The following is a 26,721-nucleotide window of genomic DNA, read 5'->3' on the forward strand; positions in this document are numbered from 1 at the left end:
TAACCAGACGTTAGGGTTAACAGTCTATTGCTGGTGCATTCGGCTCGATCTTTTCGCGCGAAATTGTGAGTTAAAGCGCTATGCGTCGACAGTCCAGTCTTGCCCGCGCGCTCGCGTCGGCTGCCCTTTCGGCGCTGCTGGCGGCAAGTCTTGGCGGCTGCCAGACGCTCTCCGATGTCGCGGGCTCGCTGACCCCACGGACGAGGACCGCCGCCGCAGCTGCGCCGGATGACCCGCGCCGCGCCGTCGAATTCTATGGCGAGCGCTATCGCGCCAACCCGAAGGATGTCGAAGCCGCGATCGGCTACGGTCAGGCGCTGCGTACGACCGGACAACGGGCGCAGGCGGTCGCAATGCTGGAGCAGGCCACCATCGCCAATCCCGGCAACCGGCCGCTGCTCGCAGCCTACGGCCGGGCGCTTGCCGACAACGGCAATGCGCAGGCGGCGTTCGACGTGCTGAGCCGCGCGCACTCCCCCGACAATCCCGATTGGCGCATCCTGTCGGTGCAGGGAACCACGCTCGACAGGCTTGGCCGGCATGACGAGGCGCGCCGCTATTATGCGAGCGCGCTGCGCCTCGCTCCGGACGAGCCGTCGGTGCTGTCTAATCTCGGCCTGTCCTACATGCTGAGCCGCGACCTGCCCAAGGCCGAAGAGAATCTGCGCCGCGCCTATGCCAGCAGCCGCGCCGACAGCCGGGTGCGGCAGAACCTTGCCCTGGTGGTCGGCCTGCAAGGGCGGTTCGCGGAAGCCGAGAATATCGTCAAGGCCGATCTGCCGGCCGAGGAAGCGGCCGCCAATGTCGCCTACCTCCGCGACATGCTAAAGGGCCGGGACAATCCACGGATTGCTGCGGCGAAACCGGTGCCGATCGTCGCGCGCGACGACTGATCCGTCTCAGGCGGTGTAGCTTAAGATACCTCTCTCGGGCCACACAATCGGTTCAGTGCATCGCCGCCATGACCTTGATGACGGCCGGGCCGAGAATGACGATGAAGAGGCAGGGCAGGAAGAAAAGGATCATCGGCACCGTCAGTTTCGGCGGCAGCGACGCGGCTTTCTTCTCGGCCTCGGCCATACGCATGTCGCGATTCTCCTGCGCCATCACGCGGAGGCTCTGGCCGAGCGGCGTGCCGTAACGCTCGGACTGCTGCAGCGCCAGGCAGACCGATTTTACGCTCTCGAGCCCGGTGCGCGTGGCGAGGTTTTCATAGGCCGTCTTGCGGTCCTGCAGGTAGGAGAGCTCCGCCGTGGTGAGCGTGAACTCTTCCGACAGCGCCACCGATTGTCCGACGATCTCGGTTGCGACTTTCCTGAAAGCGACTTCGACCGACATGCCGGATTCGACGCAGATCAAGAGCAGGTCGAGCGCGTCGGGAAAGGCGCGCCTGATCGAAAGCTGACGCTTGGTGATGGCGTTCTTCAGGAACAGCATGGGCGCCTGCAGCCCGAGATACGCCGCGCCGAGGCAGATACCGATCTTCGTCAGCAGTGACGTTTGCAGTTGCGCGATTACGAAAACATACAGTGCGGCGCCGACCAGCATCACGATCGGCGTCAGAGCGCGGAAGAACAGAAAGGTGACATAAGGAGCGTTGCCGCGATAGCCCGCCATGACGAGCTTCTCGCGAGCGCTCTCCTGCGCCACCCATTTGCTCAGGTTGAAGTCTTCCACGACCTTGGAGACCATCTGCTTCGGCGCCTGCCGCAGCGACGCCTTTTCCGATTTGGCCAGCCGCTCGCGCTCGCGCTGGCGGATGCGCTCGCGTTCGCTCGCCACTGCCTTCATTCGCTTCTGCAGGTTCTCGCCGGCGAACAACGGCATGATCAGCGAGTAGCAGGTCGCGCTCACGGCGATCGCCGCGAGCAGCATGGTCATGAACCTGACGTCGTGGAGCTTGCTGGCCAGAAGATCAATCATGCTTCACCCGTCAGAAATCGAAATTGATCATCTTCTTCATCACGAAGATGCCGATGCTCATCCAGACCAGACAGGCTACCAACATCAATTGACCGGTCGGATGGGTCCACAGCAGCGAGATGTATTGGGGCGTCGTGATATAGACGAGCAGCATAACGGTCGGGGGCAGTGCGCCGATGATACCCGCGGAAGCCTTGGCTTCCATCGACATCGCCTTGATCTTCTCTTTCATCTTCTTGCGGTCGCGCAGCACCCTGGAGAGGTTGCCAAGCGCTTCCGAGAGATTGCCGCCGGATTTCTGCTGGATCGAGACCACGATGCCGAAGAAATTCGCTTCGGGCACCGGCATGCTCTCGTAGAGGCGGGCGCAGGCATCGCCGAGCGGCATGCCGATGGTCTGTGTCTCGATGATTGCCTTGAACTCGCTCTTGAGCGGTTCAGGCGAGTCGCTGGCGACCACCTTGAGCGATTCAAACAGCGGCAGGCCGGCCTTGATGCCGCGCACGATCACGTCGACGGCGTCGGGGAGCGCCTTCAGGAACGCCGCTTCGCGGCGCTTTTTCAGGAAGCCGAGCAGCCAGCGCGGCAGTCCGAAGCCGGCGGCGAAGGCAATGCCTACTGAGCCCAACAGTCCGCCGCTGATCATGTAGGAGAGCACGAAGCCGATCGCTGCAAGGATGGCGGAAACGATCCAGAACTTCTGAGGCGTCCAGTCGAGGCCAGCCTGGGTCAGGCGCTTGCTCAGCGAGACCTTCGCCTCCTTCTGCCGGCGCGCGTCGAGCTCGCGCAAGGTCCCTTCGACCTGCTCGCGGCGCGAACGCTGGGTCCGTTCGGCCTGCCGCGTGGTTGCGGGTTCGGAGCGGCCGATGGAGGCGCGGCGCGCTTCCGCCTGCTTCTCCCCCGACAGCAACGGATAGAGGAAGACCCAGCCGAGGCCGCCGACGGCGGTTGCGGCGAGGAAGGCGAGGGCGAGCAATTGCAGGTTCATCATCGGCTTCCTTATGCCGGCGGCGGCGCTTCGGCGGCGTCGAGCGCGGCGGCGAGGCGATTCTCCTCGTTATAGTAGCGGGCGCGCTCCCAGAATTTCGGCCGGCCGATGCCAGTCGAGCGATGCCGGCCGATGATCTTGCCGTTGGCGTCCTCGCCGACGATGTCGTACAGGAAGATGTCCTGCGTGATGATGGTGTCGCCCTCCATGCCCATCACCTCGGTGATGTGGGTGATGCGGCGGGAGCCGTCGCGCAGGCGCGCCGCCTGGATGATGACGTCGATCGAGGCGCAGATCATCTCGCGAATGGTGCGCGAGGGCAGCGAGAAGCCGCCCATCGTGATCATGGATTCGCAGCGCGACAGTGCCTCGCGCGGGTTGTTGGCGTGCAGCGTGCCCATCGAGCCGTCGTGGCCGGTGTTCATCGCCTGCAACAGGTCGAACGCCTCGGGTCCGCGGACTTCGCCGACGATGATGCGCTCAGGGCGCATACGCAGGCAGTTGCGGACCAGTTCGCGCATCGTGACCTGGCCTTCGCCTTCGATATTAGGCGGCCTGGTTTCCAGCCGCACCACATGCGGCTGCTGCAGCTGCAGCTCGGCGGCGTCCTCGCAGGTAATGATGCGTTCGTCGTGCTCGATATAGTTGGTCAGGCAGTTGAGCAGCGTGGTCTTGCCGGAGCCGGTGCCGCCGGAGATCAAGACGTTGCAGCGGACGCGGCCGATAATCTGCAGAATGCTCGCGCCATCCGGCGAGATCGCGCCGAACTTGACGAGCTGCTCCAGTGTCAGCTTGTCCTTCTTGAATTTGCGGATGGTGAGCGCGGGTCCATCGATCGCGAGCGGCGGCACGATGGCGTTGACGCGCGAGCCGTCGGCGAGGCGGGCGTCGCAGATCGGCGAAGATTCGTCGACGCGGCGGCCGACCTGGCTGACGATGCGCTGGCAGATGTTGAGAAGCTGCTGGTTGTCGCGGAAGCGGATGCCGGTGCGCTGGATCTTGCCGGCGACCTCGATGTAAACCGTGCCGGCGCCGTTGACCATGATGTCGGCGATGTCGTCGCGCGACAACAGCGGTTCCAGCGGGCCGTAGCCGAGCACGTCGTTGCAGATGTCGTCGAGCAGGTCTTCCTGCTCGGCGATCGACATCACGATGTTCTTGATCGCGATGATCTCGTTGACGATGTCGCGGATTTCCTCGCGCGCGGAATCGCCGTCGAGCTTGGCGAGCTGAGCGAGGTCGATTGCCTCGATCAGCGCGCCGAAGATGGTGGCCTTGACCTGGTAGTAAGTGTCGGATCGGCGCGTGTCGACGGTCGGCGTCGGCGGCGGCTTGGGCGGGGCGATCGGGGGCGAAGGCATGGTCGGAGGAGCCATCTCGCGCGCCGGCGCGGCTGCGGCCGAAGGTTCCGGCGCGTGAACGGCGGGCCTCAATGCCCGCACTTCACTGTCATTTGCGCTACGCTTGCCAAACACGACTCTACTCCAGACCGGCTATTTCGCCCGCAGCTTCTCCAGCAAGGGCGACAGGAACGACCCTTTGGTTTTTTTGGTCTCGCCGCGGCCGGTCAGCCGCTGCGCGATCTGCAGGAACATCTCGATGGTGCGATGATTGGCGGAGATCTCCGCGATCATCTGGCCGTTATTGGCGGCCGAGCCGAAGATCTGCGGATCGAACGGAATCGTCGCGATCGGCTCGGCCTCGATTGCCTTGGCGAATTCGGCGGCGTTGATCTCGGGGCGCTTCGGCACGCCGACCTGGTTGAGGCAATAGAGCGGCGCGCGGTCGTTCGGCCGCGAGGCCTTCAAGAGGTCGACCAGGTTCTTGGTGTTGCGCAGGTTGGCAAGGTCGGGGACTGCGACCACCAGGATGTCGTCGGCGGCGATCAGCGCCCGCTTGGTCCAGCCCGACCATTGGTGCGGGACGTCGAGCACGGTGCAGGGCATGGTGGTGCGAAGCGTGTCGAAGATCGCATCGAACGCCTCGGCGCCGAAATCGTAGACGCGGTCGAGCGTGGCGGGCGCCGCGAGCAGACTCAAGTGATCGGTGCATTTCGACAGCAGCCGGTCGATGAAGGCGGTGTCGACACGGTCGGGCGAGAACACGGCCTCGGCGATCCCCTGCGGCGGATCCTGGTTGTAGTCGAGGCCGGCCGTGCCGAAGGCGAGATCGAGATCGGCGACGACGGAATCCAGCGCCAGGTCGCGCGCGATCGCCCAGGCGACGTTGTGCGCCACGGTGGACGCGCCGACACCACCCTTGGCGCCGACCACGGCCAGGATGCGCCCGACCGCCTTGGCCTCGGGCGCCGAGAACAGGTTGCAGACCGAGCGCACCACGTCGATGGTGACAACAGGCGCGATCATGTAGTCGCTGACGCCGCGGCGCACCAGCTCGCGATAGAGCGCGACATCGTTGAGGCGGCCGATCACGATCACGCGCGTGCCGGCGTCGCAGACCGCGGCGAGTTGGTCGAGACCGGCGAGGATGTCGCTATTGGTTCCGGTTTCCAGGATGATGACGTTTGGCGTCGGCGCCGAGCGATAGGCCTCGATGGCGGCGGCCATGCCGCCCATCTGGATCTTCAGATGCGCCTTGGCGAGCCTGCGGTCCTCGCCGGCTGACTGCACCGCGGCGGCGGTCTCCACCGTATCGCAGAACGCCTGCACCGACACCCGCGGCGCCGGGGCAATATGCTCCTCCACCTGCGACGGGACGTCAGGCTGGGCGTCGGAGTTCTGGCGCGCGTAACTGATCATTTGCCGAGATTGCTCAGTTTGGCCGCGTCGGCCTCGGGATAGGTCGTCGTTGTCGCCACGCCCTTGCGGTACTTTTCGAAGGCCACGTCACGCCGCTCGGTGTAAGGCGGCGTCTCCGCGCGCGGTTGCACCAGATCGCTCGGATTGTCGACCATGGAGGCGAGGTTGCGCTGGCTGGCGCAGCCGAAATTGTAATAGGGCTTGTTGTCGAAATAGCTCTTGTTGTTGATCGACGGTCCGAGGTCCTCCGGCCAGGTGCCGCATGGGCCGGCCACCGCCGAGATCCGCGCATAGTTGATACGGATCGCCGCGAAATGGCGCGGATCCTCGGGACGATACTGGCGCACGGCGACCGCGCGCGGTGGCACGCCGGCGGCGGCGAAGGTCGCCTGGATCTCGCGTAGGGACTCGGCGGCGGCGCGCGCATTCCGCGTGCCGAGCGGCGTGTCGATGCTGATCGCGCCGGTGCCTTCGCGCAGCCAGGTCTGCGCCAGCCCCATCACGTCGGCGCGCTGTTCGGCGGTGAGGCCGCCGCGACCGCTGCCGACGAACACCACGATGGAGCGGTCGGCTTCCTGGACCGCGATCGGATGACGCAGGCGATAATCGTCGGGAAAGCTCGCCAGCGGCGAATCTTCCGTGTGCCGACAGGCGCCGAGCGCCACCGCAATGCCGATCAGCGCCCCGAGGCGAGCGAGGGTGCGGTTGCGATCGGCGGATCGTTTGGATGTCAGCTTGGGTGTCATCGTCCCGCCTCAGTCGGTAATGAAGCCGTAAGTGCCACGGTAATTTCGCCCCGGCTCGGTACGGCCCGGCACGCCATAGATGCGATTGATGCTGCCGAGGAAGTCCGCTTGCGGGTCGGATGCATTGGCAAAACCATCGTCCGGCCGCGACAGGTCCTTCTGCGCGACCGCGCGCACGACATAGGGGGTCACCAGCACCATCAGCTCGGTCTGGTTGTTGACGAAGTCGCGGCTGCGGAACAGCGTGCCGAGGATCGGCAGTTGGGCAAGGCCCGGAAAACCGTTGATCGCCTGCTTGGTCTGCTCCTGGATCAGGCCGGCCATCGCCATCGCGCCGCCGGAGGGGATTTCCAGGGTCGTTTCCGCGCGGCGGGTCTTGATCGAGGGAATGGTCAGCGCGTTGACCTGATTGGCGGTGACGGATTGCGAGATCGTGATCGAATTGTCGTTCGACAGTTCGGACACCTCGGTCATCACCCGCAGGCTGATGCGGCCCTCGGTCAGCACGATCGGCGTGAAGTTCAGCGAGATGCCGAATTTCTTGAACTGGATCTGCGTTGTACAGACATGGGTTGTGGGGTCGCAGGAGTAGCCCGCTGGAATTGGGAATTCGCCGCCCGCGATGAAGGTCGCGGACTCTCCGGAGATGGCCGTCAGATTCGGCTCGGCCAGCGTCCGCACCACGCCCGCGCTTTCCATCGCGCGCAGCGTCGCCCTCACCGAGGGGGTGGCGCCGAACGAGGTTGTCGCCGTGTTGTCGGGCACCAGCGCGCGGCCATAGGCGGTGAAGGGATTGGCGTTGCTGAAATTCACCACCGCCGTGCCGTAGTTCAGGTTGGCGGTGAGATCGATGCCGAGCTGCTTGACGATGGAGCGTGCGACCTCGGCGACGGTGACCTTGAGCATCACCTGGTCGCGGCCGCGGACCACGATCGAATTGACCACCTTTTCAGGGCCGCCGGCAAGCCGCGCGGCGAGATCGCCGGCCTGCTGCGCCTCGATCGGGCTCGAAGCCGTGCCGGTCAGCACCACGCCGTCGCCGACGCCGTCGATCTGGATGTCGGCATTCGGCAACGCCTGGCGGAGCGCGGCGCGTAGCCCATTGAGGTCGCGCTTCACGGCGATGTCATAGGCGGCGATCTGTGCGCCGGCGGAATCGAAGAACACGATGTTGGTCTGGCCGATCGCGGCGCCGATGATATAGGCGCGCTGCGACGAGCGGATCACGGCATTGGCGATCTTGGGATCGGCTACCAGTACATCCTTGATATCGCGGGGCAGGTCGACCACGACCGATTTGCCGACCCCGAGCGACAGGAAGCGCGCGTTGGCCTGGCCGTCCGCCGTTGGCGGCGCCGTGACGCGGTAATCGCTCGCCACCACCGGCGTCAGGGCCGGGTTGAGCGCGAACGCAACGGCGGCCGAAAACGACAGGGCGCGAACGACGAAAGCCCGCAGCATCGATCGATTCCCCCAGCCTCTCATTCCCCGCGCCCTTTCGCTCACTTCTGTACCGTTTGCGGACTGGCGATGCCGTAGCGGATGACGTTGATGGTTTGGCCACGCCTGCGCATTTGATTGTCGGCGTTGGCTTCGACGATATTGACGTCGGCGATGCTGCGCAGCGCCAGCGTCAGCGTGCCGCTCTGGCGGGCACGTGCCAGCGTCTCCGCCTGTTCGGGCTTGAGCTCGAGTGTCACGGTCTTGCCGATCAGCGCGCTGGTGCCGTCCTTTTCCTTCGGCGCCTGGTCGATCGCAAGCACGCGGACATTGCTCAGGATGATCTCCGAATTGACGACGTCGGGGCCATTGCTGTCCGGATTCTTGCTGCGTTTGGAGAGAATGACGTCGACCCGGTCGTTCGGCAGGATGAAGCCGCCGGCAGCGGTCTCCGGCGAGATTTCGGTCGATATCGCGCGCATGCCGGACGGCAGGATCGCGGCCATGAAGCCGCTGCCATCGGCTCTTACCAACTTCTGCTCGCGGATCGGCTCGCCGGCGATAAAGGGCGCTCGCGCAATTGAGCCGATGGCGTCCTTCATGGCATCGGCCTTACTGTCGCGCCGCATGAACGAGCTGCTCGCGCTCGAGGCCGGCCAGCTCTGCCACTGCAAGTCGTCGGCCTTGACCGACTGGCCGAGGCCGATATCGGACTTCGCGACCAGGATGTCGACGGTCGGCAGTTGCGCCACCGGCTCGGTCTTGGGAGCGGGTCGGTCGCCACCTCCGCTCGCCAGATACAGCGCCGCGAGGCCGGCAACGCCGGCAATAGCCAGGACCACGATGCGGGCGGTATTCATTACGCTTCACTTTCCACAGGACGACGCGACGGTTCCCGCCGCTGTGATCGGCAGTTGACCAGCTATTCGTCAAAGCATGGTTAATGAGGCGTATCTAAATCGCCTTAACGGGCAGTTACTTCTGCCCGTTCAACGCGTTGCGAAATGCGCCACGTCGACCGCCTTCATCCAGTCGGTCTCGGGATAGATCACGAGCGCGCCAAGCGCGAGCGCGATGCCATAAGGGATGCCGGTCTCCTTGGCGTGCAGCCGCAGCAGCCAGGCTTGGCTCAGCAGCGGGTAGGGCAGCGGCCATCGTCGAAACTGCAGCAGAAGCAGCGTCAGTGCGCCACCGAACAGGGACGCATAGAGCAGATAGGGCAGCAGATGGTCGAAGCCGAGCCAGAGCGCGGCGCCGGCCGCAACCTTGGCGTCGCCGCCGCCAATCCAGCCGAACGCAAAGCAGGCAAATCCGGCCGCGAGCACGGCGGCGCCGGCGCCGGCATGTGAAAGCACCTCGTGGAGCCCCATGCCGCTCGCGAGCGCGAGCACGACAAACCCCGCCATGAGCGCCAGCGACACGCGGTTTGAAATTGTCATGCTGACAAGGTCGCTTGCTGCGGCGAACGCCATCAGTGCGGGAAACAGCAGCAGGCGAAGAATGTCGAGGATCATGTGATTACGCAGCCCGTGCGGTCCAGATGAGGTCGCCTCGAATCTAGCCGCGAGAGGTGAACAATCGGCGAAGGCAGCGTACTCACCATACTGCCGCTATCCGGCCGGCGAGCGTGACAACTGCCAGTATCAGGGCGACGCAGATGATCTGCGCGGACGCGTCGTTTGGATTACCTACCCGAAAGCAGGCCTTGGCTGCCGCAAGACGTGGAACAGTTGATCTACGCATGCTTTCCGCCGTCCAACTCGACGAATAAGACAAAGGCCCCGGATCGCCGGGGCCTTTGTGCGGGCCACATCGGCTGACTACTTCAGCCCCTCCGACACGGCCTGCAACTTGGTGTCGAGGCGAGTGCCGATGGTCGTAAGAGTGCCAATGATCACGACGGCAATGAGCGCGGCGATCAGACCGTACTCGATGGCGGTCGCGCCGGACTCGTCCTTAATGAAACGCGAAACGAGGTTCTTCATAGATTACTCCTGGTGTGCACGTGGCTGGTCGAACTATCGTTTGGTCACACCGGCGTTCTCAGCACCGTGACCATGCACGCGACCGTAGGGGTGCGACAATTGCGCAGCAGTTAATTCGATTGCAGAAAGATCGCCCCAAATTTGACAGTTCCGACGCAGAGTCAACGCGGGCTTAAGACGTTCGGTAAAACTTGAATCTTTTGGATGCCAACGTGATTGGATCAAACCCTGTATCGAGGTGCGCTCGGTTACGAGAGGATTGGGTAGGCGGCCGCGGCGATGCAGCGGGCAGGCCGCCCGTCCGCTCCGGAAACGAATGCGGGTGCAATTGCGGAAGCGCTTTTTGCACTTCGTTCATGAATTGTTGTCAGTTTAGCTCTGTCGGGCGCCGCTTCCGCTGCGTATCGCGGTTGCCGGCTTGTCAGTGTCCCGGGGTAGAGCATGTCGTTCAAGTCAGAGCGTATCCGTACGTTGGCGGGTCTCGCCTTCAGCCTTCTCGCAGCCGCCGTCACGGCCTGGCCTTCCGCGGGCTTTGCCGCGGCCGATCCTGATCGGATCGAGGTCAATGTCGACCAGGCCAAGCTCGTCAAGCTCCCGACCGGCATCGCCACCATCGTGGTCGGCAACCCCATGATCGCCGACGTGACGCTGCAGACCGGCGGCGTCGTGGTCGTCACCGGCAAGGGTTATGGCGCCACCAATTTCATCGCGATGGACCGCAACGGCCAGGTGCTGGTCGATCGCCAGATCCAGGTCCAGGGCCCGAGCGACCAGCTCGTCACCGTCTATCGCGGCATCGAGCGGGAATCCTATAGCTGCATGCCGACCTGCCAGCGCCGCGTGACGCTCGGCGATGGCGAGAACTACTTCAAGTCCGCGATCGATCAGGCCGGCACGCTCAGCACCCAGGCAAGCGGGCAGGGCGGGTCCGCCTCCAAATCGTCCAACTGACAAATCGTCCAACTGACGAAAGCTGCAGAGGCGTTGGTGGCGGCGTCCTTGCGCTGTCCCGTCCATACTTAACGCCGGCCTAACGGAACGGGTCGTGCCGTCTGGTTCCGGCGAAACATTTCGACAATCAGTTTCGGTTAGTCCTTGCGGGGTCATTCCCGCGAGACTCCCCCGATGCCGCAGCCCCTTGGCTCTTTCCGGAACCTGTTGCGCCGGTTTCGCCGCGATCGTCGCGGTGTAACCGCCGTCGAATTCGCCCTCGTCGCGCCGGTGTTCTTCGCGCTGTTGTTTGCGATCATCGAGACGGCGCTGGTCTTCTTCGCCAGCCAGGTGCTCGAGACGATCACCCAGGATACCGCGCGCATGGTCCAGACCGGCCAGGCGCAAAGCGGTTCGCTCAGTCAGGCGCAGTTCAAGGATCTAGTCTGCGGCCACAAGCTCAGTTTCATGTTCGACTGCAAAAACGGCATCTCTGTCGACGTTCGCAGCTACGCGCAGGCCAACGTGGTCAAGATTCCCAACCAGATCAATGGAAGCAGCACCTTCATCAATGACATGAAATATTGTCCTGGCCAGGACAGCAACATCGTCGTGGTCAGGTTGTTCTATGAGTGGCCGGTCTACATCATCAAAATCCTCAACGTCGGATACGATCTCGAATACGACCTGTCCAATCTCAACGGCAGCAAACGCCTGTTGTCGGGAACGGCGGTCTTCAAGAACGAGCCCTTTCCGACTGGTGGGGCGACGTGCTCATGAGCGAAGCAATGAGAATGAGTTTGCTCTCATCGACGTGGCGCGTGCGCCGCAAGATCGGCGATCTCGTGCGCGATTGCCGCGGCGTGGCGGCTGTCGAATTCGCGATGATCGTGCCCATCATGCTGGTGCTGTTCTTCGGAACGGTCGAGCTCAGCTCTGCCATCGCCATCAAGCGCAAGCTGACGCTGGTGGCACACGCGACGTCCGACCTGACCTCGCAATCGCCGGACAGCGTCAAGAACACGGATATGCAGAATGTCTTCGCCGCGAGCGGGGCAATCATGCTGCCCTATTCGCTGACGCCGTTGTCCGCGACCGTCTCGGAAATATTCATCGACAAGAACAAGATCGCGAAGATCCAGTGGAGCCAGTCGGCCACCGTCGCAATGGTCAGCGGCTCGCCACAGGCGACGCTCAAGGCTTCGCCGCACAACCGGGGGGATACGGTGACGGTTCCTGAGGGGTTGCTGATACCGAACACCTGGCTGATCTGGAGCGAGGTCAGCTACACCTACACGCCGACGGTCGGCTATGTGGTCAAGACCGACCTTTCGATGGAAGACGAGGCTTATACCCGCCCGAGGCACTCGACCTGCGTCGACTATCCTCCGCCCGCCAATGCCGGCAGCAGTTGCACGCCGGTTTCCTAGAGCGTGATGTCATTTGGTTGAATCGCGCGGCAGGTTCCGGTTCACCTCTCCCGCAAGCGGAGAGGTGGGGATTCAGCCTGATCGGATCATGCCTTAACGCGCGGTCTGCGCGCATAACCAAAACAAGAAGCCGCGCGGTGAGCGCGGCTTCTTTCTTATCTAATGCTCTTGCTTCCGAGCGCTTGACGCACTCGCTAACGCTGCGGACGCAGGCCCGTCGTCGGTCAGCCCGCCGAGCGCAGATTGTCGGCGGCGGATTTGCCGGAGCGACGATCGGACACGATCTCGTAGGAGATCTTCTGGCCTTCGCGCAGCGTGCCCAAGCCAGCGCGCTCGACAGCGCTGATGTGCACGAACACGTCGCTGCCGCCGTCATCGGGCTGAATGAAGCCGTAGCCCTTGGTTGCGTTAAACCACTTCACGGTTCCCATGCTCACGGGATAGTCCCTTCTCAGATAGACAAGTCAAAGCCCGCTTCTGGCAGGCTGGTGGATCGAATTTTGGAAGGGTCGTCAGCACCTGAACCGGGATACCGGTGGATGGCTAATGTCGTCCGGCCGAAAATCGATTAGCCCGATATTATGCGAAAAACGGCCCTAAAACAATCCTGACGTGCGCGGATTTCGTTCGAACGTGCAAACCGCCGGGATCGCGCAAGACGTCAGGGTGTCGTGCGCGATTCCGGACGGCTTCGGGGCGCGTCAGCGGCGGCGGAACTGGCCGCCCCGCGGCGCCTGGCCGCGCGGCGGGCCGCCGGGCGAACTCGGACGTTCGTCCTTGTGACGGAAAATCAGCCGCCCCTTCTCGAGATCGTAGGGCGACATTTCAATCGTAACCCGGTCGCCGGCCAGCGTCTTGATGCGGTTCTTCTTCATCTTGCCGGCCGTATAGGCGACAATCTCGTGTCCGGTATCGAGTTGCACGCGATAGCGTGCGTCGGGGAGGATTTCGGTCACCAGCCCCTCGAACTGGATCAGCTCTTCCTTAGCCATGTGGTTCTCCAGAATCGATTGACGGCTAGTGCTGCGTTTGGTTGTTGCGTTTGGGCTGCGGTTTCGCCCGGCTTTCGCGGTGCAAGAAGGCGACGCCTTGAATGCCGCTGCCCTGGTTGCCCTCGCTCTTGCCGATCTGCGGCGGACGTGGCGACTCGCCCCGGTTCGCCTGCGGCGCGCCATTCTTACCACCTCCACGGCGGCGGCGGCGAGGGCCTTTTGCTGCCTGAGGCGATTCATTTCCCTTGGCCATATGGGGCCGCTGCGCCGCTCGTCCAGCCGCCCGATGCGGGGCGGCGGCGGCGGCAGGCGCCTGCTCGCGATTGCCCGGTGTACGGCGATCTTCGCGCGGCAGCGCCACCCGGATCAGCCGTTCGATGTCGCGCAGATATCCCATCTCCTCTGCGCCCGCGATCAGCGAGATCGCAACGCCGTCGGCGCCGGCGCGTGCGGTGCGGCCGATGCGGTGCACATAAGTCTCCGGCACGTTGGGCAGGTCGTAATTGACGACATGGCTGATGCCGTCGACGTCGATGCCGCGCGCGGCGATGTCGGTCGCGACCAAGGTGCGGATTTCGCCGGAACGAAAGGCCGCTAGCGTGCGCTCGCGGTGATTCTGCGACTTGTTGCCGTGAATCGCGTTAGCCGCGATGCCGGCCTTCTCCAGCCCCTTCACCACCTTGTCGGCACCGTGCTTGGTGCGGGTGAACACCAGCGCGCGGTTGACCGGTTCCTGCTTCAACAGTTGCGCCAGTATGGCGGGCTTGGCGGTGAAATCGACCTGGATGATGCGCTGTGTGACGCGCTCGGCGGTCGAGGACACCGGTGTCACCGCCACGCGGGCCGGATCACGCAGCATCGCTTCGGCGAGTTCGGCGATATCCTTCGGCATCGTCGCCGAGAAGAACAGCGTCTGTCGCCTCTGCGGCAGCTTGGCGACGATCTTCCTGATGTCGTTGATGAAGCCCATGTCGAGCATGCGGTCGGCTTCATCGAGCACCAGGAACTCGACCTGATTGAGCTTCAAGCCGTTGCTCTGCACGAGGTCGAGCAGGCGGCCGGGGGTGGCGACCATGACCTCGACTCCCTGCATCACCGAGCGGACCTGCCGGCCCATCGGTACGCCGCCGATCGCGAGTGCGGAAGAAAGGCGGATGTGGCGGCCATAGGCATTGAAGCTGTCGAGGATCTGGCCCGACAATTCGCGGGTCGGCGACAGCACCAGCACGCGGCACGACTTCGGCTGCACCTTGGTGCGGTTCTGCAGCAGGCGGTTGAGGATCGGCAGCGCAAAGGACGCGGTCTTGCCGGTGCCGGTTTGCGCAATGCCGATCACGTCGCGGCCTTCGAGCGCGAGCGGAATGGTCTGGGCCTGGATCGGAGTGGGGGTTACGTAGTTCTCTTCCCGAAGTGCGCGGGCGATGGGATCGGCAAGGCCGAAATCCTGAAAGGAGGTCAAAAGGGAGGTCTTTCCATCAAAACGTCAGGCGCGCCGGCCATGCCGGCCGGGCGCGTGAGGGCATCGGTGATACCCTCGTGTTTGGGGCATCGGTGCTGTTGGCTGATCAAAGGCAAGCCAAAAGCCGCCGAGGCTGGTTGGAACCAAGGCGGCTTAGAACACGCAAGCTTGCGCCGACCCGGCGATTCGCGCGGATCATGGCATCCATATGGAACATGAACGCGGCGCTTTCAAGGTAAACTCTCTCGGATTCGGCCGGCCTCCGGAGCGAAGTCGCTATTGCAGGGTGCGAGCCCGATGTCGCGATAGCGTCACAATTGGCTGCCGGAAATTTAGCCAAATAAGTCTGATTGCCTAAAAAACGAACTGATTGCCGCTTTGGCATACATTTTTGTCGCCTAATAATTGGGCTGTCGTCCTCTGCATTCTCCCGGAAATGCCAAATTTCATTGTGATAGCAGTGACTTAAGCGGTGCTTCGACCGTGGCATGGTTCTTGCGATTCCTTGACCGCAGGCGGCCGTGGGGCCGTTCGCATGCGTTCACGCCTGCGTCAGGGAGATGACATTTCATGATCACACAGCTTACTCACGATATAGCGACGCTGAGCCGCCGTGGCTGGCTCGCTGCCGCCGCGGGTCTGGTTTTGGGCCTGGCGTCGTCGCCATTTTCTCCGGCCAAAGCCGCCGACGACACCATCAAGATCGGCGTCCTGCATTCACTCTCCGGCACCATGGCCATCAGCGAGACCACGCTGAAGGACACGATTCTCTTCCTGATCGACGAGCAGAACAAGAAAGGCGGCGTGCTCGGCAAGAAGCTCGAGGCTGTCGTCGTCGATCCCGCATCGAACTGGCCGCTGTTTGCGGAAAAGGCCCGCGAACTCATCACCAAGGACAAGGTCGCGGTCGTGTTCGGCTGCTGGACCTCGGTGTCGCGCAAATCCGTGCTTCCGGTGTTCAAGGAGCTGAACAACATCCTGTTCTACCCCGTGCAGTACGAGGGCGAAGAGTCCGAGCGCAACGTGTTCTACACCGGCGCCGCTCCGAACCAGCAGGCGATCCCCGCGGTCGACTACCTGATGAAGGACGAGAAGGTGAAGCGCTGGGTGCTGGCGGGCACCGACTATGTCTATCCGCGCACCACCAACAAGATCCTGGAAGCCTACTTGAAGTCGAAGGGCGTCAAGCAGGAAGACATCATGATCAACTACACGCCGTTCGGTCATAGCGACTGGCAGACGATCGTGGCCGACATCAAGAAGTTCGGCTCGGCCGGCAAGAAGACGGCGGTGGTCTCCACCATCAACGGCGACGCCAACGTTCCCTTCTACAAGGAGCTCGGCAACCAGGGCATCAAGGCGACCGACATCCCGGTGGTGGCGTTCTCGGTCGGTGAGGAAGAGCTCGCCGGCATCGACACCAAGCCGCTGGTCGGCCATCTCGCCGCCTGGAACTACTTCGAGTCGATCAAGACGCCCGCCAACGAGAAGTTCATCAAGGATTGGCAGGCCTACACCAAGAATCCGAAGCGCGTGACCAACGACCCGATGGAAGCGCACTACATCGGCTTCAACATGTGGGTGAAGGCGGTCGAGAAGGTCAAGTCGACCGATCCGGACAAGGTGATCGACGCGCTGCCCGGCACCGAGGCGCCGAACCTGACCGGCGGCGTCTCCAAGATGCTGCCGAACCACCACATCACCAAGCCGGTGTTCATCGGCGAGATCAAGGGCAACGGCCAGTTCGATGTGGTGTGGAAGACCCCTGGCCTCGTCGCGGGCGATGCCTGGTCGAAGGAGCTGGAAGGCTCCAGGGACCTGATCGGTGACTGGGTCGGCAAGAAGTGCGGCAACTGGAACACCAAGACCAACAAGTGCGGCGGTCAGGGCTCCTGATCTAAGCCGTCCATTTAAACAGTCTTCCAAGAGACTGGGGAAGGCGGCGGCGTTCGCCGCCTTCTCCTCACCACTCCTGCCGGGGTCGTCACGTGTTTGGCTATTTCCTTGATCGTTTTCGCGCGATCGTCCTTTCAGTCTTGCTGATTGCCTGCTTCGCGCTGCCGGCCTTCGCGGGTCCGTTCGAGGACGCGGTCGCCAAATTCGCCAATGACGAATTTTCCGATACCGAAGCAGCGATCGAGGCGGTCGCAAGCTCGGGCAATCCGCTCGCCTTCCCGATCATCTCGGCGCTCCAGGAGGAGCGGCTGTCGGCCGATCCCGAGAGCAAGAAAGTCTTCATCACGCAAACGGACGGCAAGATCATCGATGCCGCCACCGGTGCCGCCGTCGACAAGCTGCCGGACAATGCGGCGTCCGTCCGTCTCAACAACCGCCTGCGCCGCACGGTGGAGGCCGCACTCGGCAGCCTGACGCTGCTCTCGCCCGATCCCGCCAAGCGCGTTGCCGCCGCGCAATCCGTCTTCAAGAGCCATGACGAGAACGCACTCTCCGTGGTCGAGGGCGCGCTCGCCAAGGAGACCGACAAGGCGGCCAAGCAGGCATTCACCGAGGCCCGTGCGGCGATCATCCTGTTCAAGTCTGACGCCTCCGACAACGACAAGCTCGAGGCGGTCGGGGTCATCAAGTCGCGCGGCGACCAGGAAGCGCTGGCGCTATTGACCAGCGCCGGCCCCGACCAGCCGCCGCTGGTGGCGCAAGCCATCACCGGCGCGATCTCCTCGATCCAGAGCAATCTGGCGATGTGGTCGGCGGTGCAGAACGCCTGGTATGGCCTGTCGCTCGGCTCGGTGCTGCTGCTGGCGGCGATCGGGCTTGCCATCACCTTCGGCGTGATGGGCGTCATCAACATGGCCCATGGCGAGATGGTGATGCTGGGCGCCTACACCACCTTCGTGGTGCAGGAGGTGATCCGGACGCGCTATCCCGGCCTGTTCGACTATTCGCTCCTGATCGCGGTGCCGCTCGCCTTCCTGGTCGCGGGCGGGATCGGAGTCCTGATCGAGCGCGGCATCATCCGCTTCCTCTATGGTCGTCCGCTGGAGACGCTGCTGGCGACCTGGGGCCTGTCGCTGGTGCTGCAGCAGGCGGTGCGCACAATGTTCGGCCCGACCAATCGCGAAGTCGGCAATCCCTCCTGGATGAGCGGCGCCTTCGAGCTCGGCCAGATCACCATCACCTATAACCGGCTCTGGATCCTCTGCTTCACGCTCGCGGTGTTCGTGATCCTGCTTGCGATGCTGCGCTACACCGCGCTCGGGCTCGAGATGCGCGCGGTGACCCAGAACCGCCGGATGGCGGCCTCGATGGGTATCGCCACCTCGCGCGTCGACGCGCTGACCTTCGGCCTCGGCTCGGGGATTGCCGGCATCGCGGGCGTGGCGCTGTCGCAGATCGACAATGTCAGCCCCAATCTCGGCCAGAGCTACATCATCGACAGTTTCATGGTCGTCGTATTCGGCGGTGTCGGCAATCTCTGGGGCACGCTGGTCGGCGCCTTCACGCTGGGGATCGCCAACAAGTTCCTGGAGCCGGTCGCCGGCGCCGTGCTCGGCAAGATCGCCATCCTGGTCCTGATCATCCTGTTCATCCAGAAGCGGCCACGCGGCCTGTTCGCGCTGAAAGGGCGGGCGGTGGAAGCATGAGCGCGCATATCCTCACCCGCTCGCTGGACCGCGCCGCGACCGCCTTCATCCTTATCGTCGCGGCCGCCGGCATCCTGATCCCGCTGTCGAACCTGCTGCTGCCTCAAGGCTCGTTCCTGCAGGTGCCGACCTATCTGGTCGCGCTCTGGGGCAAATATGTCTGCTACGCGATCCTGGCGCTCTCCATCGATCTGATCTGGGGCTATTGCGGCATCCTCTCGCTCGGCCATGGCGCCTTCTTCGCGCTCGGCGGTTACGCCATGGGCATGTACCTGATGCGCCAGATCGGCAGCCGCGGCGTCTATGGCAACCCGATCCTGCCTGATTTCATGGTGTTCCTGAACTGGGACAAGCTGCCCTGGTACTGGTACGGCTTCGACATGTTCCCCTTCGCCGCCCTGATGGTGCTGGTGGTGCCGGGCCTGCTCGCCTTCTGCTTCGGCTGGCTCGCCTTCCGCTCCCGCGTCACCGGCGTCTATCTCTCGATCATCACCCAGGCGATGACCTATGCGCTGCTGCTTGCCTTCTTCCGCAATGATTTCGGCTTCGGCGGCAACAATGGCCTGACCGACTTCAAGGACATCCTGGGCTTCAACGTCCAGGCCGACGGCACGCGCGCCGCCTTGTTCGCGCTGAGCTGTCTTGCGCTAATTGTTGGTTTCCTGATCTGTCGGGCGATCGTGACCTCGAAGCTTGGCAAGGTGCTGATCGCGGTGCGCGACGCCGAAAGCCGCACCCGCTTCCTCGGCTATCGCGTCGAATCCTACAAGCTGTTCGTGTTCACGCTGTCGGCCTGCATGGCCGGCGTCGCCGGTGCGCTCTACGTGCCGCAGGTCGGCATCATCAATCCAAGCGAATTCGCGCCGGGCAATTCGATTGAGGCCGTGATCTGGGTAGCGGTCGGCGGACGCGGCACGCTGGTGGGCGCAGCCCTCGGCGCCGTCGTCGTCAACTATGCCAAGACGTTCTTCACCTCAGGTCCACTCGCGCCGTACTGGCTGTTCATGCTGGGCGCGCTGTTCATCCTGGTGACGCTGCTGCTGCCGAAGGGCATCGTCGGCACCTTCAATTCCTGGTGGGAGCCATGGAGGGCGCAGCGCGACGCGGCCGCGGAAAGCGCCGCACGCGAAGACGGCATCAGCGAACCCAATCCGGCGGAGCAGGCGCGATGAACGTGATGGACACCCGTGCCACTTCCGCAATGCTGTATCTCGACGGCGTGCACGTCTCCTTCGATGGCTTCCACGCCATCAACAACCTCTCGATCGCGCTCGAGCCGGGCGAGATGCGCGCGATCATCGGCCCGAACGGCGCTGGCAAGACCACGATGATGGACATCATCACCGGCAAGACCAAGCCGGACGAGGGCACCGTGCTGTTCGACGGCGTCACCGACCTGACCCGGCTCGACGAGACCCGCATCGCCGAGCTCGGCATCGGCCGCAAATTCCAGAAGCCGACGGTGTTCGAAAGCCAGACCGTGCAGGACAATCTCCTGCTCGCACTCAATGTCGACCACAGCGTCAGGGGCACGCTGTTCTGGCGCGAGAGCAGGGCCGAGACCGAGCGCATCCAGAAAGTGCTGGAGACCATCCGGCTGACCGACGCGCGCAACCGGCTCGCCGGCAGCCTCAGTCACGGCCAGAAGCAGTGGCTGGAGATCGGCATGCTGCTGGCGCAGGATCCGAAACTGCTATTGGTCGATGAGCCCGTCGCTGGGATGACCGATGTCGAGACCCACCAGACCGCGGAGCTTCTGAAGGAGATCAACAAGGACCACACCATCATGGTGGTCGAGCACGACATGACCTTCGTGCGCGAGCTTGGCGTCAAGGTGACCTGCTTGCATGAAGGCACGGTGCTGGCGGAGGGGAGCATCGACCAGGTCTCATCGAACGAGCGGGTCGTTGAGGTCTACTTGGGTCGATAGGCCGTAGTGCGAATAGCGAATGGCGAGTAGCGAATAGGGAAGCGTGGAGACTATGAGCGCGACAATTCTAACCATTCGCCATTCGCTATTCGCCATTCGCTGCGTCGCGATAGGAGATCGCTGATGCTCAAAGTCGACAACATCAACCTCTTCTACGGCGCGGCACAGGCGCTGCGCGGCGTCTCGCTGTCGGCCGAGCCCGGCAAGGTCACCTGCGTGCTCGGACGCAACGGCGTCGGCAAGACTTCGCTGCTCCGCGCGATGGTCGGCCAATATCCGATCGCGTCAGGTACGATCGAGTTCGACGGCAACGATATCACCGGCCTGAAGCCGTATGAGCGCGCGCGGCGCGGCATCGGCTTCGTGCCGCAGGGGCGCGAGATCTTTCCGCTGCTCACGGTGGAGGAGAATCTCAAGACCGGCTTCGGCCCGCTCAAGCGGGAAAACCGCTTCATCCCCGACGACGTGTTCTCGCTGTTTCCGGTGCTGCAATCGATGCTCGGCCGCCGCGGTGGCGACCTCTCCGGCGGACAACAACAGCAATTAGCGATCGGCCGTGCGCTGGTGATGCGGCCGAAATTGTTGCTTTTGGACGAGCCGACCGAGGGCATCCAGCCCTCGATCATCAAGGACATCGGCCGCGCCATCTCCTATTTGCGCAATCTCGGCAACATCGCGATCGTGCTGGTCGAGCAATATCTCGATTTTGCCTGCGAGCTCGGCGACTCCTTCGCGGTGATGGACCGTGGGGCGGTGAAATATGCCTGCGACCGCTCCAATCTCGATCCCGCTGAAATCTCCCGCCAAATGGCGCTATAAGGGACGCAACCGGCCAACAGGGGGGACGGATGCGCACCGAGATTGCACGCGCTGATGCAGCGACCTTTGCGGCCAACCGCGCCCGCGGTGCGGTGCGGTTTGGGGCGCACGTGCAGGACGGTGTCACCCGCCGCGGCGACTTGCACGAATCCGGCTCGCTCCGCGTACGTTTCCCTTCGCCGGAGGGCGAAGGGCTGTCGGCCGTGTTCGTCAATACCGCCGGTGGCGTGGCCGGCGGCGACCGCTTCGACATCGATATCGCGGCCGGCGAGGGCGCGCGGCTGACGCTGACGACAGCCGCCGCCGAAAAAGTCTATCGTGCGGCCGGACCGGCTGCCCAGCTCAACATCGCGCTGAAGGCCGAATCCGGCTCGCATCTGTCCTGGCTGCCACAGGAGACCATCCTGTTCGACCGCGCTCGGATTTCGCGACGGATCGACATTGATCTGGCCGAAGGTGCGTCTCTGCTGCTGTGTGAGATCGTGGTGTTCGGCCGCTCAGCCATGGGCGAGACCATGCGCCATGGCGAATTTGTCGACCGCTGGCGGATGCGTCGCGGCGGTAGATTGGTGTTTGCCGAGACCGTCAGGCTCGACGGCAATATCGGTGAAAAGCTGGCGCGGCCTGCGGTCGCGAGTGGCGGTGTCGCCATCGGCACCGCGCTGATCGTGCCCGGCGATGATGCGGTCGTGGAGCGGATACGCGAGGCGCAAGATTCCTTCCGCGGCGAAGTCGGCATCTCCTGTTGGAATGGGTTTGCAATGGCGCGCTTCTGTGCCCAAGATGCGATGAGGCTGCGCGCCGACATGATGACGGTGCTCGGCCGCGCCTCTGCCGTCCCGCTGCCGAGGCTGTGGCTCAACTAGATCATTTGAAAACCATCAGAGTGCTCGCATGAATTTGTCTCCCCGCGAAAAGGACAAGCTCCTGGTCTCGATGGCCGCCATGGTGGCGCGCCGCAGGCTCGAGCGCGGCGTCAAGCTGAACCACCCCGAGGCCATCGCCCTGATCACCGACTTCATCGTCGAAGGCGCGCGCGATGGCCGCACCGTCGCCGACCTGATGCAGGCCGGCGCACAGGTCCTGACCCGCTCGCAGGTGATGGAAGGAATCCCGGAGATGATCCACGACATCCAGGTGGAGGCGACATTCCCGGATGGGACCAAGCTCGTCACCGTGCACGAGCCGATCCGTTGAGGAATGCAGGTCCATCAACGTCGTCATGCCCGGGCTTGACCCGGGCATCCACGTCCCTTGGGCTGAGTGGTGAGACGTGGATGGCCGGGTCAAGCCCGGCCATGACGCAGCAGAGCGATACGAGGTAGCAAGAATGATCCCCGGCGAACTCTTCATCCAGGACGGCGAGATCGAGCTTAATGCCGGCCGCAAGACCGTGACGCTCACGGTCGCCAACACCGGCGACCGCCCGATTCAGGTCGGCTCGCACTACCATTTCTTCGAGACCAACCCGGCCCTCAAATTCGACCGCAAGAAGGCCCGCGGCATGCGCCTCGACATCGCCGCCGGCACCGCGGTCCGCTTTGAACCGGGCCAGACCCGCGAGGTCCAGCTCGTTGCGCTTGCGGGTAAACGCGTCATCCACGGCTTCCGCGGCGAGGTGAAGGGCAAGCTGTGATCCCTGGTGTCACGATGGCTGCCGTTCTCTTCGCGAGACAGGAACGGACTGTGCGGCGGCGCAGTTGAGGCGAAAAAGGAGTCTTGCCATGCTGCAGCCAATTCGCCTCGTCTCCGAAGCTGCCGAACTTGCCGCTCGCCGCCATAACGGCATGGCCCGCAAGGGCCGCGGCAACGAGCCTTACATCAATCACCTCGCCGAGGTCGCAAACCTGCTCGCGACAGCCACCGATGGCGCAGACGCCGAGCTCGTGGCAGCCGGCTGGCTGCACGACACGGTCGAGGACACCGACACCACGCGCGAGGAGCTGGCGCAGAAATTCAGCGAGCGCGTCGCCGGGCTCGTAGTGGAGGTGACCGACGACATGTCGCTGCCCAAGCCACAGCGCCGGCAAAAGCAGATCGAGGACGCCCCGCATAAATCGCCCGGCGCCAAGATGATCAAGATCGCCGACAAGATCAGCAATACCCGCGCGCGCATCGTGCCGAATCCGAGCAGAGAAGAGCGCGACGATCTCGCCGACTATGCCGCTTGGGCCGAAAAGGTTGTGGCCGGATGCCGTGGCGTCAATCCGCTACTCGACGCTAAATTCGATGAGGCCGTCAAAGCCGCTAAAAGCGCGTTTTGAAGGCAAGGGAAATGGGGGGCTAGTATGTCCGTGAAGATCAAACGTTCTGTCTATGCCGACATGTTCGGGCCTACCACCGGCGATCGGGTGCGGCTCGCCGATACCGATCTCATCATCGAGGTCGAGAAGGATTTCACCACCTATGGCGAGGAGGTGAAGTTCGGTGGCGGCAAGGTGATCCGCGACGGCATGGGGCAGTCGCAGGTGACGAACCGGCAAGGAGCCGCCGACACCGTCATCACCAACGCGCTGATCGTCGACCATTGGGGCATCGTGAAGGCTGACGTTGCGATCAAGGAGGGCATGATCTCCGCAATCGGCAAGGCCGGCAATCCCGACATCCAGCCCAATGTGGACATCATCATTGGTCCCGGCACCGACGTGATCGCGGGCGAGGGCAAGATCCTCACCGCCGGGGGCTTCGACAGCCACATCCATTTCATCTGCCCGCAGCAGATCGAGCACGCGCTGATGTCCGGCGTCACTTCGATGCTGGGCGGCGGCACTGGCCCCTCGCACGGCACCTTTGCCACGACCTGCACGCCGGGGCCCTGGCACATGGGTCGGATGATCCAGTCGTTCGATGCCTTCCCGGTCAATCTCGGCATTTCTGGCAAAGGCAATGCCTCGCGGCCGGCGGCGCTGGTCGAGATGATCAAGGGCGGCGCCTGTGCGCTGAAGCTGCATGAGGACTGGGGCACGACGCCGGCGGCGATCGACAACTGCCTTTCGGTCGCCGACGATCATGACATCCAGGTGATGATCCACACCGACACGCTGAACGAATCCGGCTTCGTCGAGGATACGGTGAAGGCGTTCAAGGGCCGCACCATCCACGCCTTTCACACCGAAGGCGCCGGCGGCGGCCACGCGCCTGACATCATCAAGATCGCCGGCCTGAAGAACGTGCTGCCGTCCTCGACCAACCCGACGCGTCCCTTCACGCGCAACACCATCGACGAGCATCTGGACATGCTGATGGTGTGCCACCATCTCGACCCCTCGATCGCCGAAGATCTCGCCTTCGCCGAAAGCCGCATCCGCAAGGAGACGATCGCGGCGGAAGACATCCTGCACGATCTCGGCGCGCTCTCGATGATGTCCTCGGACTCCCAGGCCATGGGCCGGCTCGGCGAGGTCATCATCCGCACCTGGCAGACCGCCGACAAGATGAAGAAGCAGCGCGGCTCGCTGCCCGAGGAGAAGGGCAACAACGACAATTTCCGCGTCAAGCGCTACATCGCCAAATACACCATCAACCCCGCGATCGCGCATGGCGTCTCGAAGCTGATCGGCTCGGTCGAGAAGGGCAAGCTCGCGGACCTCGTGCTGTGGTCGCCGGCGTTCTTTGGTGCCAAGCCGGACCTGATCATCAAGGGCGGCTCGATCGCGGCCGCGCCCATGGGCGATCCCAATGCCTCGATCCCGACCCCGCAGCCGGTGCATTACCAGCCGATGTTTGCGTCTTACGGAAAATCGCTCACAGCATCCTCGGTGGTATTCACGTCCAAGGCGGCGGTCGCCGGCGGGCTGGCGCGAAAGCTTGGCATCAGCAAAAAGCTCTACGCGGTCCAGAATACCCGCGGCAAGATCTCCAAGAAGAGCATGATCCACAATGACGCCACGCCCAGGATCGAGGTCGATCCGGAGACCTATGAAGTGCGCGCCGACGGCGAGCTTCTGACCTGCGCGCCCGCCGAGGTGCTGCCGCTGGCGCAGCGCTATTTCATGTTCTAAAAACTCCCCTGGCAGTCACGCCCAGAACCAAAATCGGGAGAAAATTCCGTGATTTATGTTGTTGCCACGCTGACCGTGAAACCTGAAACTCGCGCCGAATTCATTGCGGCCGCCACCGCCTGCATCAAGGAGACGCGGAAAGAGCCCGGCAATATCGCCTATGACCTGCACGAGAGCGTCACCGATCCGACCAAAATGGTGTTTGTCGAGCAGTGGGATAATGCCGAGGCGCTGGTGCCGCACCGCACGGCCGAGCACATGAAGACCTTTGGCCGCGTCGCCGTGAAGTGCTTCTTGGCGCCGCCGAAGATCGAAGTGATCACGCCTGAGAAGGTTGAAGTCCGCTAAGAGAGCGAGGCCACATGATCCGCGCGACGTCCGTCAAGCCGCAACACCGCTGGAACGAGCCGGCGGCCGATACCGTGGTGCTCGATTTCGACGACCGCCACCGCCGGCGGATGGCGATGACGGGCACGCGCGGATTGGAATTCCTGCTCGATCTCGAGAACGCGATCGCCCTGCGCGGCGGTGACGCGCTGGTGCTGGAGGATGGGCGGCTGATCGAGGTGGTCGCCGCGCCCGAGCCGCTCCTGGAGATCCGCGGCGCCGACCCGCATCATCTGATCCGTGTCGCCTGGCATCTCGGCAACCGCCATCTTCCGACGCAGATCATGAAGAAGGGCCTGCGCATCCGGCGCGACCATGTCATCGAGACGATGGTGAAGGGGCTGGGTGCGCGCGTGATCGAGATCGAGGCGCCATTCGATCCCGAAGGCGGCGCCTATGCCGGCCATGCGCATGAAGGCGACGCGGCCGCGCATCACCACACCGGCCATGACCATGCGCATGATCACGGCCATGGTCATGATGATCATCACCATCACCACAGTGATCACGATCACGATCACCACGGTGATCATCATCACCACGACGAGCATTGCGACCACGACCATCACCACCATCACGACCACTCCCATGCTCATGACCACAAATGAGCCGCCGCGAAGCGAGGCGTGGGGCGGGATGACGGAGGGCGAGGCCGCCTCGCTCTACCGTTTGATGACCTGGCTGTCGCCGTCGTTCCCGGTCGGCGCCTTCTCCTATTCCAGCGGCATCGAATGGGCGGTGGAGGCGGGCGACATCAAGGATGCCGCCTCGCTGCGCGACTGGCTTGCCGCGATGCTCAGCGAGGGCTCTGGCTTCTGCGATGGCGTGTTCCTCGCCCAGACGCATCAGGCGACCATGGCGCGTGACTTTGCAAGGCTGCGCGAGATCGCCGAGCTTGCTGCGGCCTTCGTGCCCTCGCGCGAGCGCCAGCTCGAGACCACGACGCAGGGCCGCGCGTTCATCGATGCCGCGTGCGCCGCCTGGTCTTCGCCTGATCTCGACGAGATCATCGCCGCCTGCGCCGGCGCGATCGTCTATCCCGTCGCGATCGGCCTGGTCAGCGCCACGCATGACATTCCGCTTGCGCCAGTGCTGCACGCGTTCTTCCATGCGGTGGTCTCGAACTGGATCTCCGCCGGCGCCCGCCTGATCCCGCTCGGCCAGACCGATAGCCAGCGCCTGCTCGCCGCTCTCGAACCCGTGGTCAGTGCGACCGCAATCCGCGCGCGCGACGCCTCGCTCGACGATCTCGGCAGCACGACCTTCCGCGCCGATCTCGCAAGCCTGCGCCACGAGACGCAATATACGAGGCTGTTCCGGTCATGATGCG

At 63.6% G+C, this 26,721-nt stretch carries 29 protein-coding genes; 17 read left to right on the forward strand and 12 right to left on the reverse strand.

Annotated elements, in window-relative coordinates:
- The first annotated feature begins 80 nt into the window (after nucleotides 1–80).
- Nucleotides 81–893: a tetratricopeptide repeat protein gene (locus ACZYOF_RS09135; RefSeq protein WP_463715536.1), complete on the forward strand. Its 813-nt coding sequence runs from the start codon at nucleotides 81–83 to the stop codon at nucleotides 891–893.
- A 52-nt stretch (nucleotides 894–945) separates the two neighbouring features.
- On the opposite strand, the gene ACZYOF_RS09140 is transcribed toward ACZYOF_RS09135, so the two are convergent.
- From ACZYOF_RS09140 to ACZYOF_RS09180, 9 genes are all read right to left on the reverse strand, one after another.
- On the reverse strand, nucleotides 946–1,923 hold the full coding sequence (locus tag ACZYOF_RS09140; protein WP_282530378.1) for a type II secretion system F family protein: 978 nt from the start codon (nucleotides 1,921–1,923) through the stop codon (nucleotides 946–948).
- A 10-nt stretch (nucleotides 1,924–1,933) separates the two neighbouring features.
- Nucleotides 1,934–2,911 carry a type II secretion system F family protein gene (locus tag ACZYOF_RS09145; protein ID WP_463715537.1) on the reverse strand — a complete coding sequence of 326 codons (978 nt, stop codon included), beginning with the start codon at nucleotides 2,909–2,911 and terminating at the stop codon, nucleotides 1,934–1,936.
- Nucleotides 2,912–2,922: 11 nt separating this feature from the next.
- Nucleotides 2,923–4,386, reverse strand: a complete 1,464-nt coding sequence (locus ACZYOF_RS09150; RefSeq protein ID WP_463715538.1) for a CpaF family protein — start codon at nucleotides 4,384–4,386, stop codon at nucleotides 2,923–2,925.
- An 18-nt stretch (nucleotides 4,387–4,404) separates the two neighbouring features.
- Nucleotides 4,405–5,670 carry an AAA family ATPase gene (locus tag ACZYOF_RS09155; protein WP_463715539.1) on the reverse strand — a complete coding sequence of 422 codons (1,266 nt, stop codon included), beginning with the start codon at nucleotides 5,668–5,670 and terminating at the stop codon, nucleotides 4,405–4,407.
- Nucleotides 5,667–6,416, reverse strand: coding sequence for a CpaD family pilus assembly protein (locus tag ACZYOF_RS09160; protein WP_463715540.1), 750 nt, complete (start codon nucleotides 6,414–6,416; stop codon nucleotides 5,667–5,669). The genes ACZYOF_RS09155 and ACZYOF_RS09160 overlap by 4 nt, the downstream gene beginning before the upstream one ends.
- A 9-nt stretch (nucleotides 6,417–6,425) precedes the next feature.
- Nucleotides 6,426–7,877 carry a type II and III secretion system protein family protein gene (locus ACZYOF_RS09165; protein WP_463715541.1) on the reverse strand — a complete coding sequence of 484 codons (1,452 nt, stop codon included), beginning with the start codon at nucleotides 7,875–7,877 and terminating at the stop codon, nucleotides 6,426–6,428.
- Between the two features lie 41 nt (nucleotides 7,878–7,918).
- The gene (cpaB, locus tag ACZYOF_RS09170; protein ID WP_463715542.1) at nucleotides 7,919–8,716 is read right to left on the reverse strand and encodes a Flp pilus assembly protein CpaB; all 798 of its coding nucleotides are present in this window, start codon (nucleotides 8,714–8,716) and stop codon (nucleotides 7,919–7,921) included.
- 129 nt (nucleotides 8,717–8,845) lie between these two features.
- The gene (locus ACZYOF_RS09175; RefSeq protein WP_282530371.1) at nucleotides 8,846–9,370 is read right to left on the reverse strand and encodes an A24 family peptidase; all 525 of its coding nucleotides are present in this window, start codon (nucleotides 9,368–9,370) and stop codon (nucleotides 8,846–8,848) included.
- Between the two features lie 306 nt (nucleotides 9,371–9,676).
- Nucleotides 9,677–9,841: a Flp family type IVb pilin gene (locus ACZYOF_RS09180; protein ID WP_282530370.1), complete on the reverse strand. Its 165-nt coding sequence runs from the start codon at nucleotides 9,839–9,841 to the stop codon at nucleotides 9,677–9,679.
- Between the two features lie 441 nt (nucleotides 9,842–10,282).
- Between ACZYOF_RS09180 and ACZYOF_RS09185 the strand changes: the two genes are divergently transcribed.
- The 3 genes from ACZYOF_RS09185 (at nucleotide 10,283) to ACZYOF_RS09195 (ending at nucleotide 12,201) form a co-directional block, all read left to right on the forward strand.
- The gene (locus tag ACZYOF_RS09185; RefSeq protein WP_463715543.1) at nucleotides 10,283–10,792 is read left to right on the forward strand and encodes a pilus assembly protein N-terminal domain-containing protein; all 510 of its coding nucleotides are present in this window, start codon (nucleotides 10,283–10,285) and stop codon (nucleotides 10,790–10,792) included.
- 174 nt (nucleotides 10,793–10,966) lie between these two features.
- Entirely contained in the window at nucleotides 10,967–11,551 is a 585-nt protein-coding gene (locus ACZYOF_RS09190; RefSeq protein WP_463715544.1) for a TadE/TadG family type IV pilus assembly protein, read from the forward strand.
- Between the two features lie 14 nt (nucleotides 11,552–11,565).
- Nucleotides 11,566–12,201, forward strand: a complete 636-nt coding sequence (locus ACZYOF_RS09195; protein ID WP_463715545.1) for a TadE/TadG family type IV pilus assembly protein — start codon at nucleotides 11,566–11,568, stop codon at nucleotides 12,199–12,201.
- Between the two features lie 224 nt (nucleotides 12,202–12,425).
- Here the strand turns inward: ACZYOF_RS09195 and ACZYOF_RS09200 are convergent, their stop codons facing one another.
- From ACZYOF_RS09200 to ACZYOF_RS09210, 3 genes are all read right to left on the reverse strand, one after another.
- Nucleotides 12,426–12,638, reverse strand: coding sequence for a cold-shock protein (locus ACZYOF_RS09200; protein ID WP_130582419.1), 213 nt, complete (start codon nucleotides 12,636–12,638; stop codon nucleotides 12,426–12,428).
- Nucleotides 12,639–12,902: 264 nt separating this feature from the next.
- Nucleotides 12,903–13,193: a translation initiation factor IF-1 gene (gene infA / locus ACZYOF_RS09205; RefSeq protein ID WP_130582418.1), complete on the reverse strand. Its 291-nt coding sequence runs from the start codon at nucleotides 13,191–13,193 to the stop codon at nucleotides 12,903–12,905.
- Nucleotides 13,194–13,218: 25 nt separating this feature from the next.
- Complete coding sequence (locus ACZYOF_RS09210; RefSeq protein ID WP_394567308.1) at nucleotides 13,219–14,652, reverse strand: DEAD/DEAH box helicase; 1,434 nt, start codon at nucleotides 14,650–14,652, stop codon at nucleotides 13,219–13,221.
- A gap of 570 nt (nucleotides 14,653–15,222) precedes the next feature.
- On the opposite strand from ACZYOF_RS09210, the gene urtA reads away from it, so the two are divergent.
- The 13 genes from urtA (at nucleotide 15,223) to ACZYOF_RS09275 (ending at nucleotide 26,717) form a co-directional block, all read left to right on the forward strand.
- The gene (urtA, locus tag ACZYOF_RS09215) at nucleotides 15,223–16,548 is read left to right on the forward strand and encodes an urea ABC transporter substrate-binding protein (RefSeq protein WP_282530365.1); all 1,326 of its coding nucleotides are present in this window, start codon (nucleotides 15,223–15,225) and stop codon (nucleotides 16,546–16,548) included.
- 92 nt (nucleotides 16,549–16,640) lie between these two features.
- Nucleotides 16,641–18,254 carry an urea ABC transporter permease subunit UrtB gene (urtB, locus tag ACZYOF_RS09220; protein WP_463715546.1) on the forward strand — a complete coding sequence of 538 codons (1,614 nt, stop codon included), beginning with the start codon at nucleotides 16,641–16,643 and terminating at the stop codon, nucleotides 18,252–18,254.
- A complete protein-coding gene (gene urtC, locus ACZYOF_RS09225) occupies nucleotides 18,251–19,426 on the forward strand; it encodes an urea ABC transporter permease subunit UrtC (protein ID WP_282530364.1) in 1,176 nt (391 codons plus the stop codon). Before urtB ends, urtC begins: the two co-directional genes overlap by 4 nt.
- Nucleotides 19,423–20,184, forward strand: coding sequence for an urea ABC transporter ATP-binding protein UrtD (urtD, locus tag ACZYOF_RS09230; RefSeq protein WP_282530363.1), 762 nt, complete (start codon nucleotides 19,423–19,425; stop codon nucleotides 20,182–20,184). The genes urtC and urtD overlap by 4 nt, the downstream gene beginning before the upstream one ends.
- Before the next feature lie 123 nt (nucleotides 20,185–20,307).
- Nucleotides 20,308–21,003: an urea ABC transporter ATP-binding subunit UrtE gene (urtE, locus tag ACZYOF_RS09235; RefSeq protein ID WP_130583587.1), complete on the forward strand. Its 696-nt coding sequence runs from the start codon at nucleotides 20,308–20,310 to the stop codon at nucleotides 21,001–21,003.
- Nucleotides 21,004–21,032: 29 nt separating this feature from the next.
- Nucleotides 21,033–21,869: an urease accessory protein UreD gene (locus tag ACZYOF_RS09240; protein WP_463715547.1), complete on the forward strand. Its 837-nt coding sequence runs from the start codon at nucleotides 21,033–21,035 to the stop codon at nucleotides 21,867–21,869.
- A gap of 28 nt (nucleotides 21,870–21,897) precedes the next feature.
- Nucleotides 21,898–22,200 (forward strand): urease subunit gamma, encoded by a 303-nt coding sequence (locus tag ACZYOF_RS09245; protein ID WP_130583589.1) that lies wholly within the window; start codon nucleotides 21,898–21,900, stop codon nucleotides 22,198–22,200.
- 133 nt (nucleotides 22,201–22,333) lie between these two features.
- Nucleotides 22,334–22,639, forward strand: coding sequence for an urease subunit beta (locus ACZYOF_RS09250; RefSeq protein ID WP_130583590.1), 306 nt, complete (start codon nucleotides 22,334–22,336; stop codon nucleotides 22,637–22,639).
- An 88-nt stretch (nucleotides 22,640–22,727) separates the two neighbouring features.
- Nucleotides 22,728–23,267 carry an HD domain-containing protein gene (locus ACZYOF_RS09255; RefSeq protein WP_463715548.1) on the forward strand — a complete coding sequence of 180 codons (540 nt, stop codon included), beginning with the start codon at nucleotides 22,728–22,730 and terminating at the stop codon, nucleotides 23,265–23,267.
- 24 nt (nucleotides 23,268–23,291) lie between these two features.
- Nucleotides 23,292–25,004: an urease subunit alpha gene (gene ureC / locus ACZYOF_RS09260; protein ID WP_463715549.1), complete on the forward strand. Its 1,713-nt coding sequence runs from the start codon at nucleotides 23,292–23,294 to the stop codon at nucleotides 25,002–25,004.
- A 48-nt stretch (nucleotides 25,005–25,052) separates the two neighbouring features.
- Entirely contained in the window at nucleotides 25,053–25,352 is a 300-nt protein-coding gene (locus ACZYOF_RS09265; RefSeq protein WP_463715550.1) for a putative quinol monooxygenase, read from the forward strand.
- A gap of 14 nt (nucleotides 25,353–25,366) precedes the next feature.
- Complete coding sequence (locus ACZYOF_RS09270; RefSeq protein WP_463715551.1) at nucleotides 25,367–25,999, forward strand: urease accessory protein UreE; 633 nt, start codon at nucleotides 25,367–25,369, stop codon at nucleotides 25,997–25,999.
- Nucleotides 25,980–26,717 (forward strand): urease accessory protein UreF, encoded by a 738-nt coding sequence (locus tag ACZYOF_RS09275; protein WP_463715571.1) that lies wholly within the window; start codon nucleotides 25,980–25,982, stop codon nucleotides 26,715–26,717. The genes ACZYOF_RS09270 and ACZYOF_RS09275 overlap by 20 nt, the downstream gene beginning before the upstream one ends.
- The last annotated feature ends 4 nt before the right edge of the window (nucleotides 26,718–26,721 follow it).

It is taken from the genome of Bradyrhizobium sp. LeoA1Lang, from assembly GCF_055413685.1.

Coding starts and splice junctions, on each gene's coding strand:
- ACZYOF_RS09270 (WP_463715551.1), top strand. CDS start 25,367: ATGATCCGCGCGACGTCCGTCAAGCCGCAACACCGCTGGAACGAGCCG.
- ACZYOF_RS09195 (WP_463715545.1), top strand. CDS start 11,566: ATGAGTTTGCTCTCATCGACGTGGCGCGTGCGCCGCAAGATCGGCGAT.
- urtE (WP_130583587.1), top strand. CDS start 20,308: ATGCTCAAAGTCGACAACATCAACCTCTTCTACGGCGCGGCACAGGCG.
- ACZYOF_RS09145 (WP_463715537.1), bottom strand. CDS start 2,911: ATGAACCTGCAATTGCTCGCCCTCGCCTTCCTCGCCGCAACCGCCGTC.
- ureC (WP_463715549.1), top strand. CDS start 23,292: ATGTCCGTGAAGATCAAACGTTCTGTCTATGCCGACATGTTCGGGCCT.
- ACZYOF_RS09160 (WP_463715540.1), bottom strand. CDS start 6,416: ATGACACCCAAGCTGACATCCAAACGATCCGCCGATCGCAACCGCACC.
- ACZYOF_RS09180 (WP_282530370.1), bottom strand. CDS start 9,841: ATGAAGAACCTCGTTTCGCGTTTCATTAAGGACGAGTCCGGCGCGACC.
- ACZYOF_RS09155 (WP_463715539.1), bottom strand. CDS start 5,670: ATGATCAGTTACGCGCGCCAGAACTCCGACGCCCAGCCTGACGTCCCG.
- ACZYOF_RS09190 (WP_463715544.1), top strand. CDS start 10,967: ATGCCGCAGCCCCTTGGCTCTTTCCGGAACCTGTTGCGCCGGTTTCGC.
- ACZYOF_RS09245 (WP_130583589.1), top strand. CDS start 21,898: ATGAATTTGTCTCCCCGCGAAAAGGACAAGCTCCTGGTCTCGATGGCC.
- ACZYOF_RS09275 (WP_463715571.1), top strand. CDS start 25,980: ATGCTCATGACCACAAATGAGCCGCCGCGAAGCGAGGCGTGGGGCGGG.
- ACZYOF_RS09185 (WP_463715543.1), top strand. CDS start 10,283: ATGTCGTTCAAGTCAGAGCGTATCCGTACGTTGGCGGGTCTCGCCTTC.
- ACZYOF_RS09175 (WP_282530371.1), bottom strand. CDS start 9,370: ATGATCCTCGACATTCTTCGCCTGCTGCTGTTTCCCGCACTGATGGCG.
- ACZYOF_RS09165 (WP_463715541.1), bottom strand. CDS start 7,877: ATGCTGCGGGCTTTCGTCGTTCGCGCCCTGTCGTTTTCGGCCGCCGTT.
- urtC (WP_282530364.1), top strand. CDS start 18,251: ATGAGCGCGCATATCCTCACCCGCTCGCTGGACCGCGCCGCGACCGCC.
- urtD (WP_282530363.1), top strand. CDS start 19,423: ATGAACGTGATGGACACCCGTGCCACTTCCGCAATGCTGTATCTCGAC.
- infA (WP_130582418.1), bottom strand. CDS start 13,193: ATGGCTAAGGAAGAGCTGATCCAGTTCGAGGGGCTGGTGACCGAAATC.
- cpaB (WP_463715542.1), bottom strand. CDS start 8,716: ATGAATACCGCCCGCATCGTGGTCCTGGCTATTGCCGGCGTTGCCGGC.
- ACZYOF_RS09140 (WP_282530378.1), bottom strand. CDS start 1,923: ATGATTGATCTTCTGGCCAGCAAGCTCCACGACGTCAGGTTCATGACC.
- ACZYOF_RS09240 (WP_463715547.1), top strand. CDS start 21,033: ATGCGCACCGAGATTGCACGCGCTGATGCAGCGACCTTTGCGGCCAAC.
- urtA (WP_282530365.1), top strand. CDS start 15,223: ATGATCACACAGCTTACTCACGATATAGCGACGCTGAGCCGCCGTGGC.
- ACZYOF_RS09250 (WP_130583590.1), top strand. CDS start 22,334: ATGATCCCCGGCGAACTCTTCATCCAGGACGGCGAGATCGAGCTTAAT.
- ACZYOF_RS09255 (WP_463715548.1), top strand. CDS start 22,728: ATGCTGCAGCCAATTCGCCTCGTCTCCGAAGCTGCCGAACTTGCCGCT.
- ACZYOF_RS09135 (WP_463715536.1), top strand. CDS start 81: ATGCGTCGACAGTCCAGTCTTGCCCGCGCGCTCGCGTCGGCTGCCCTT.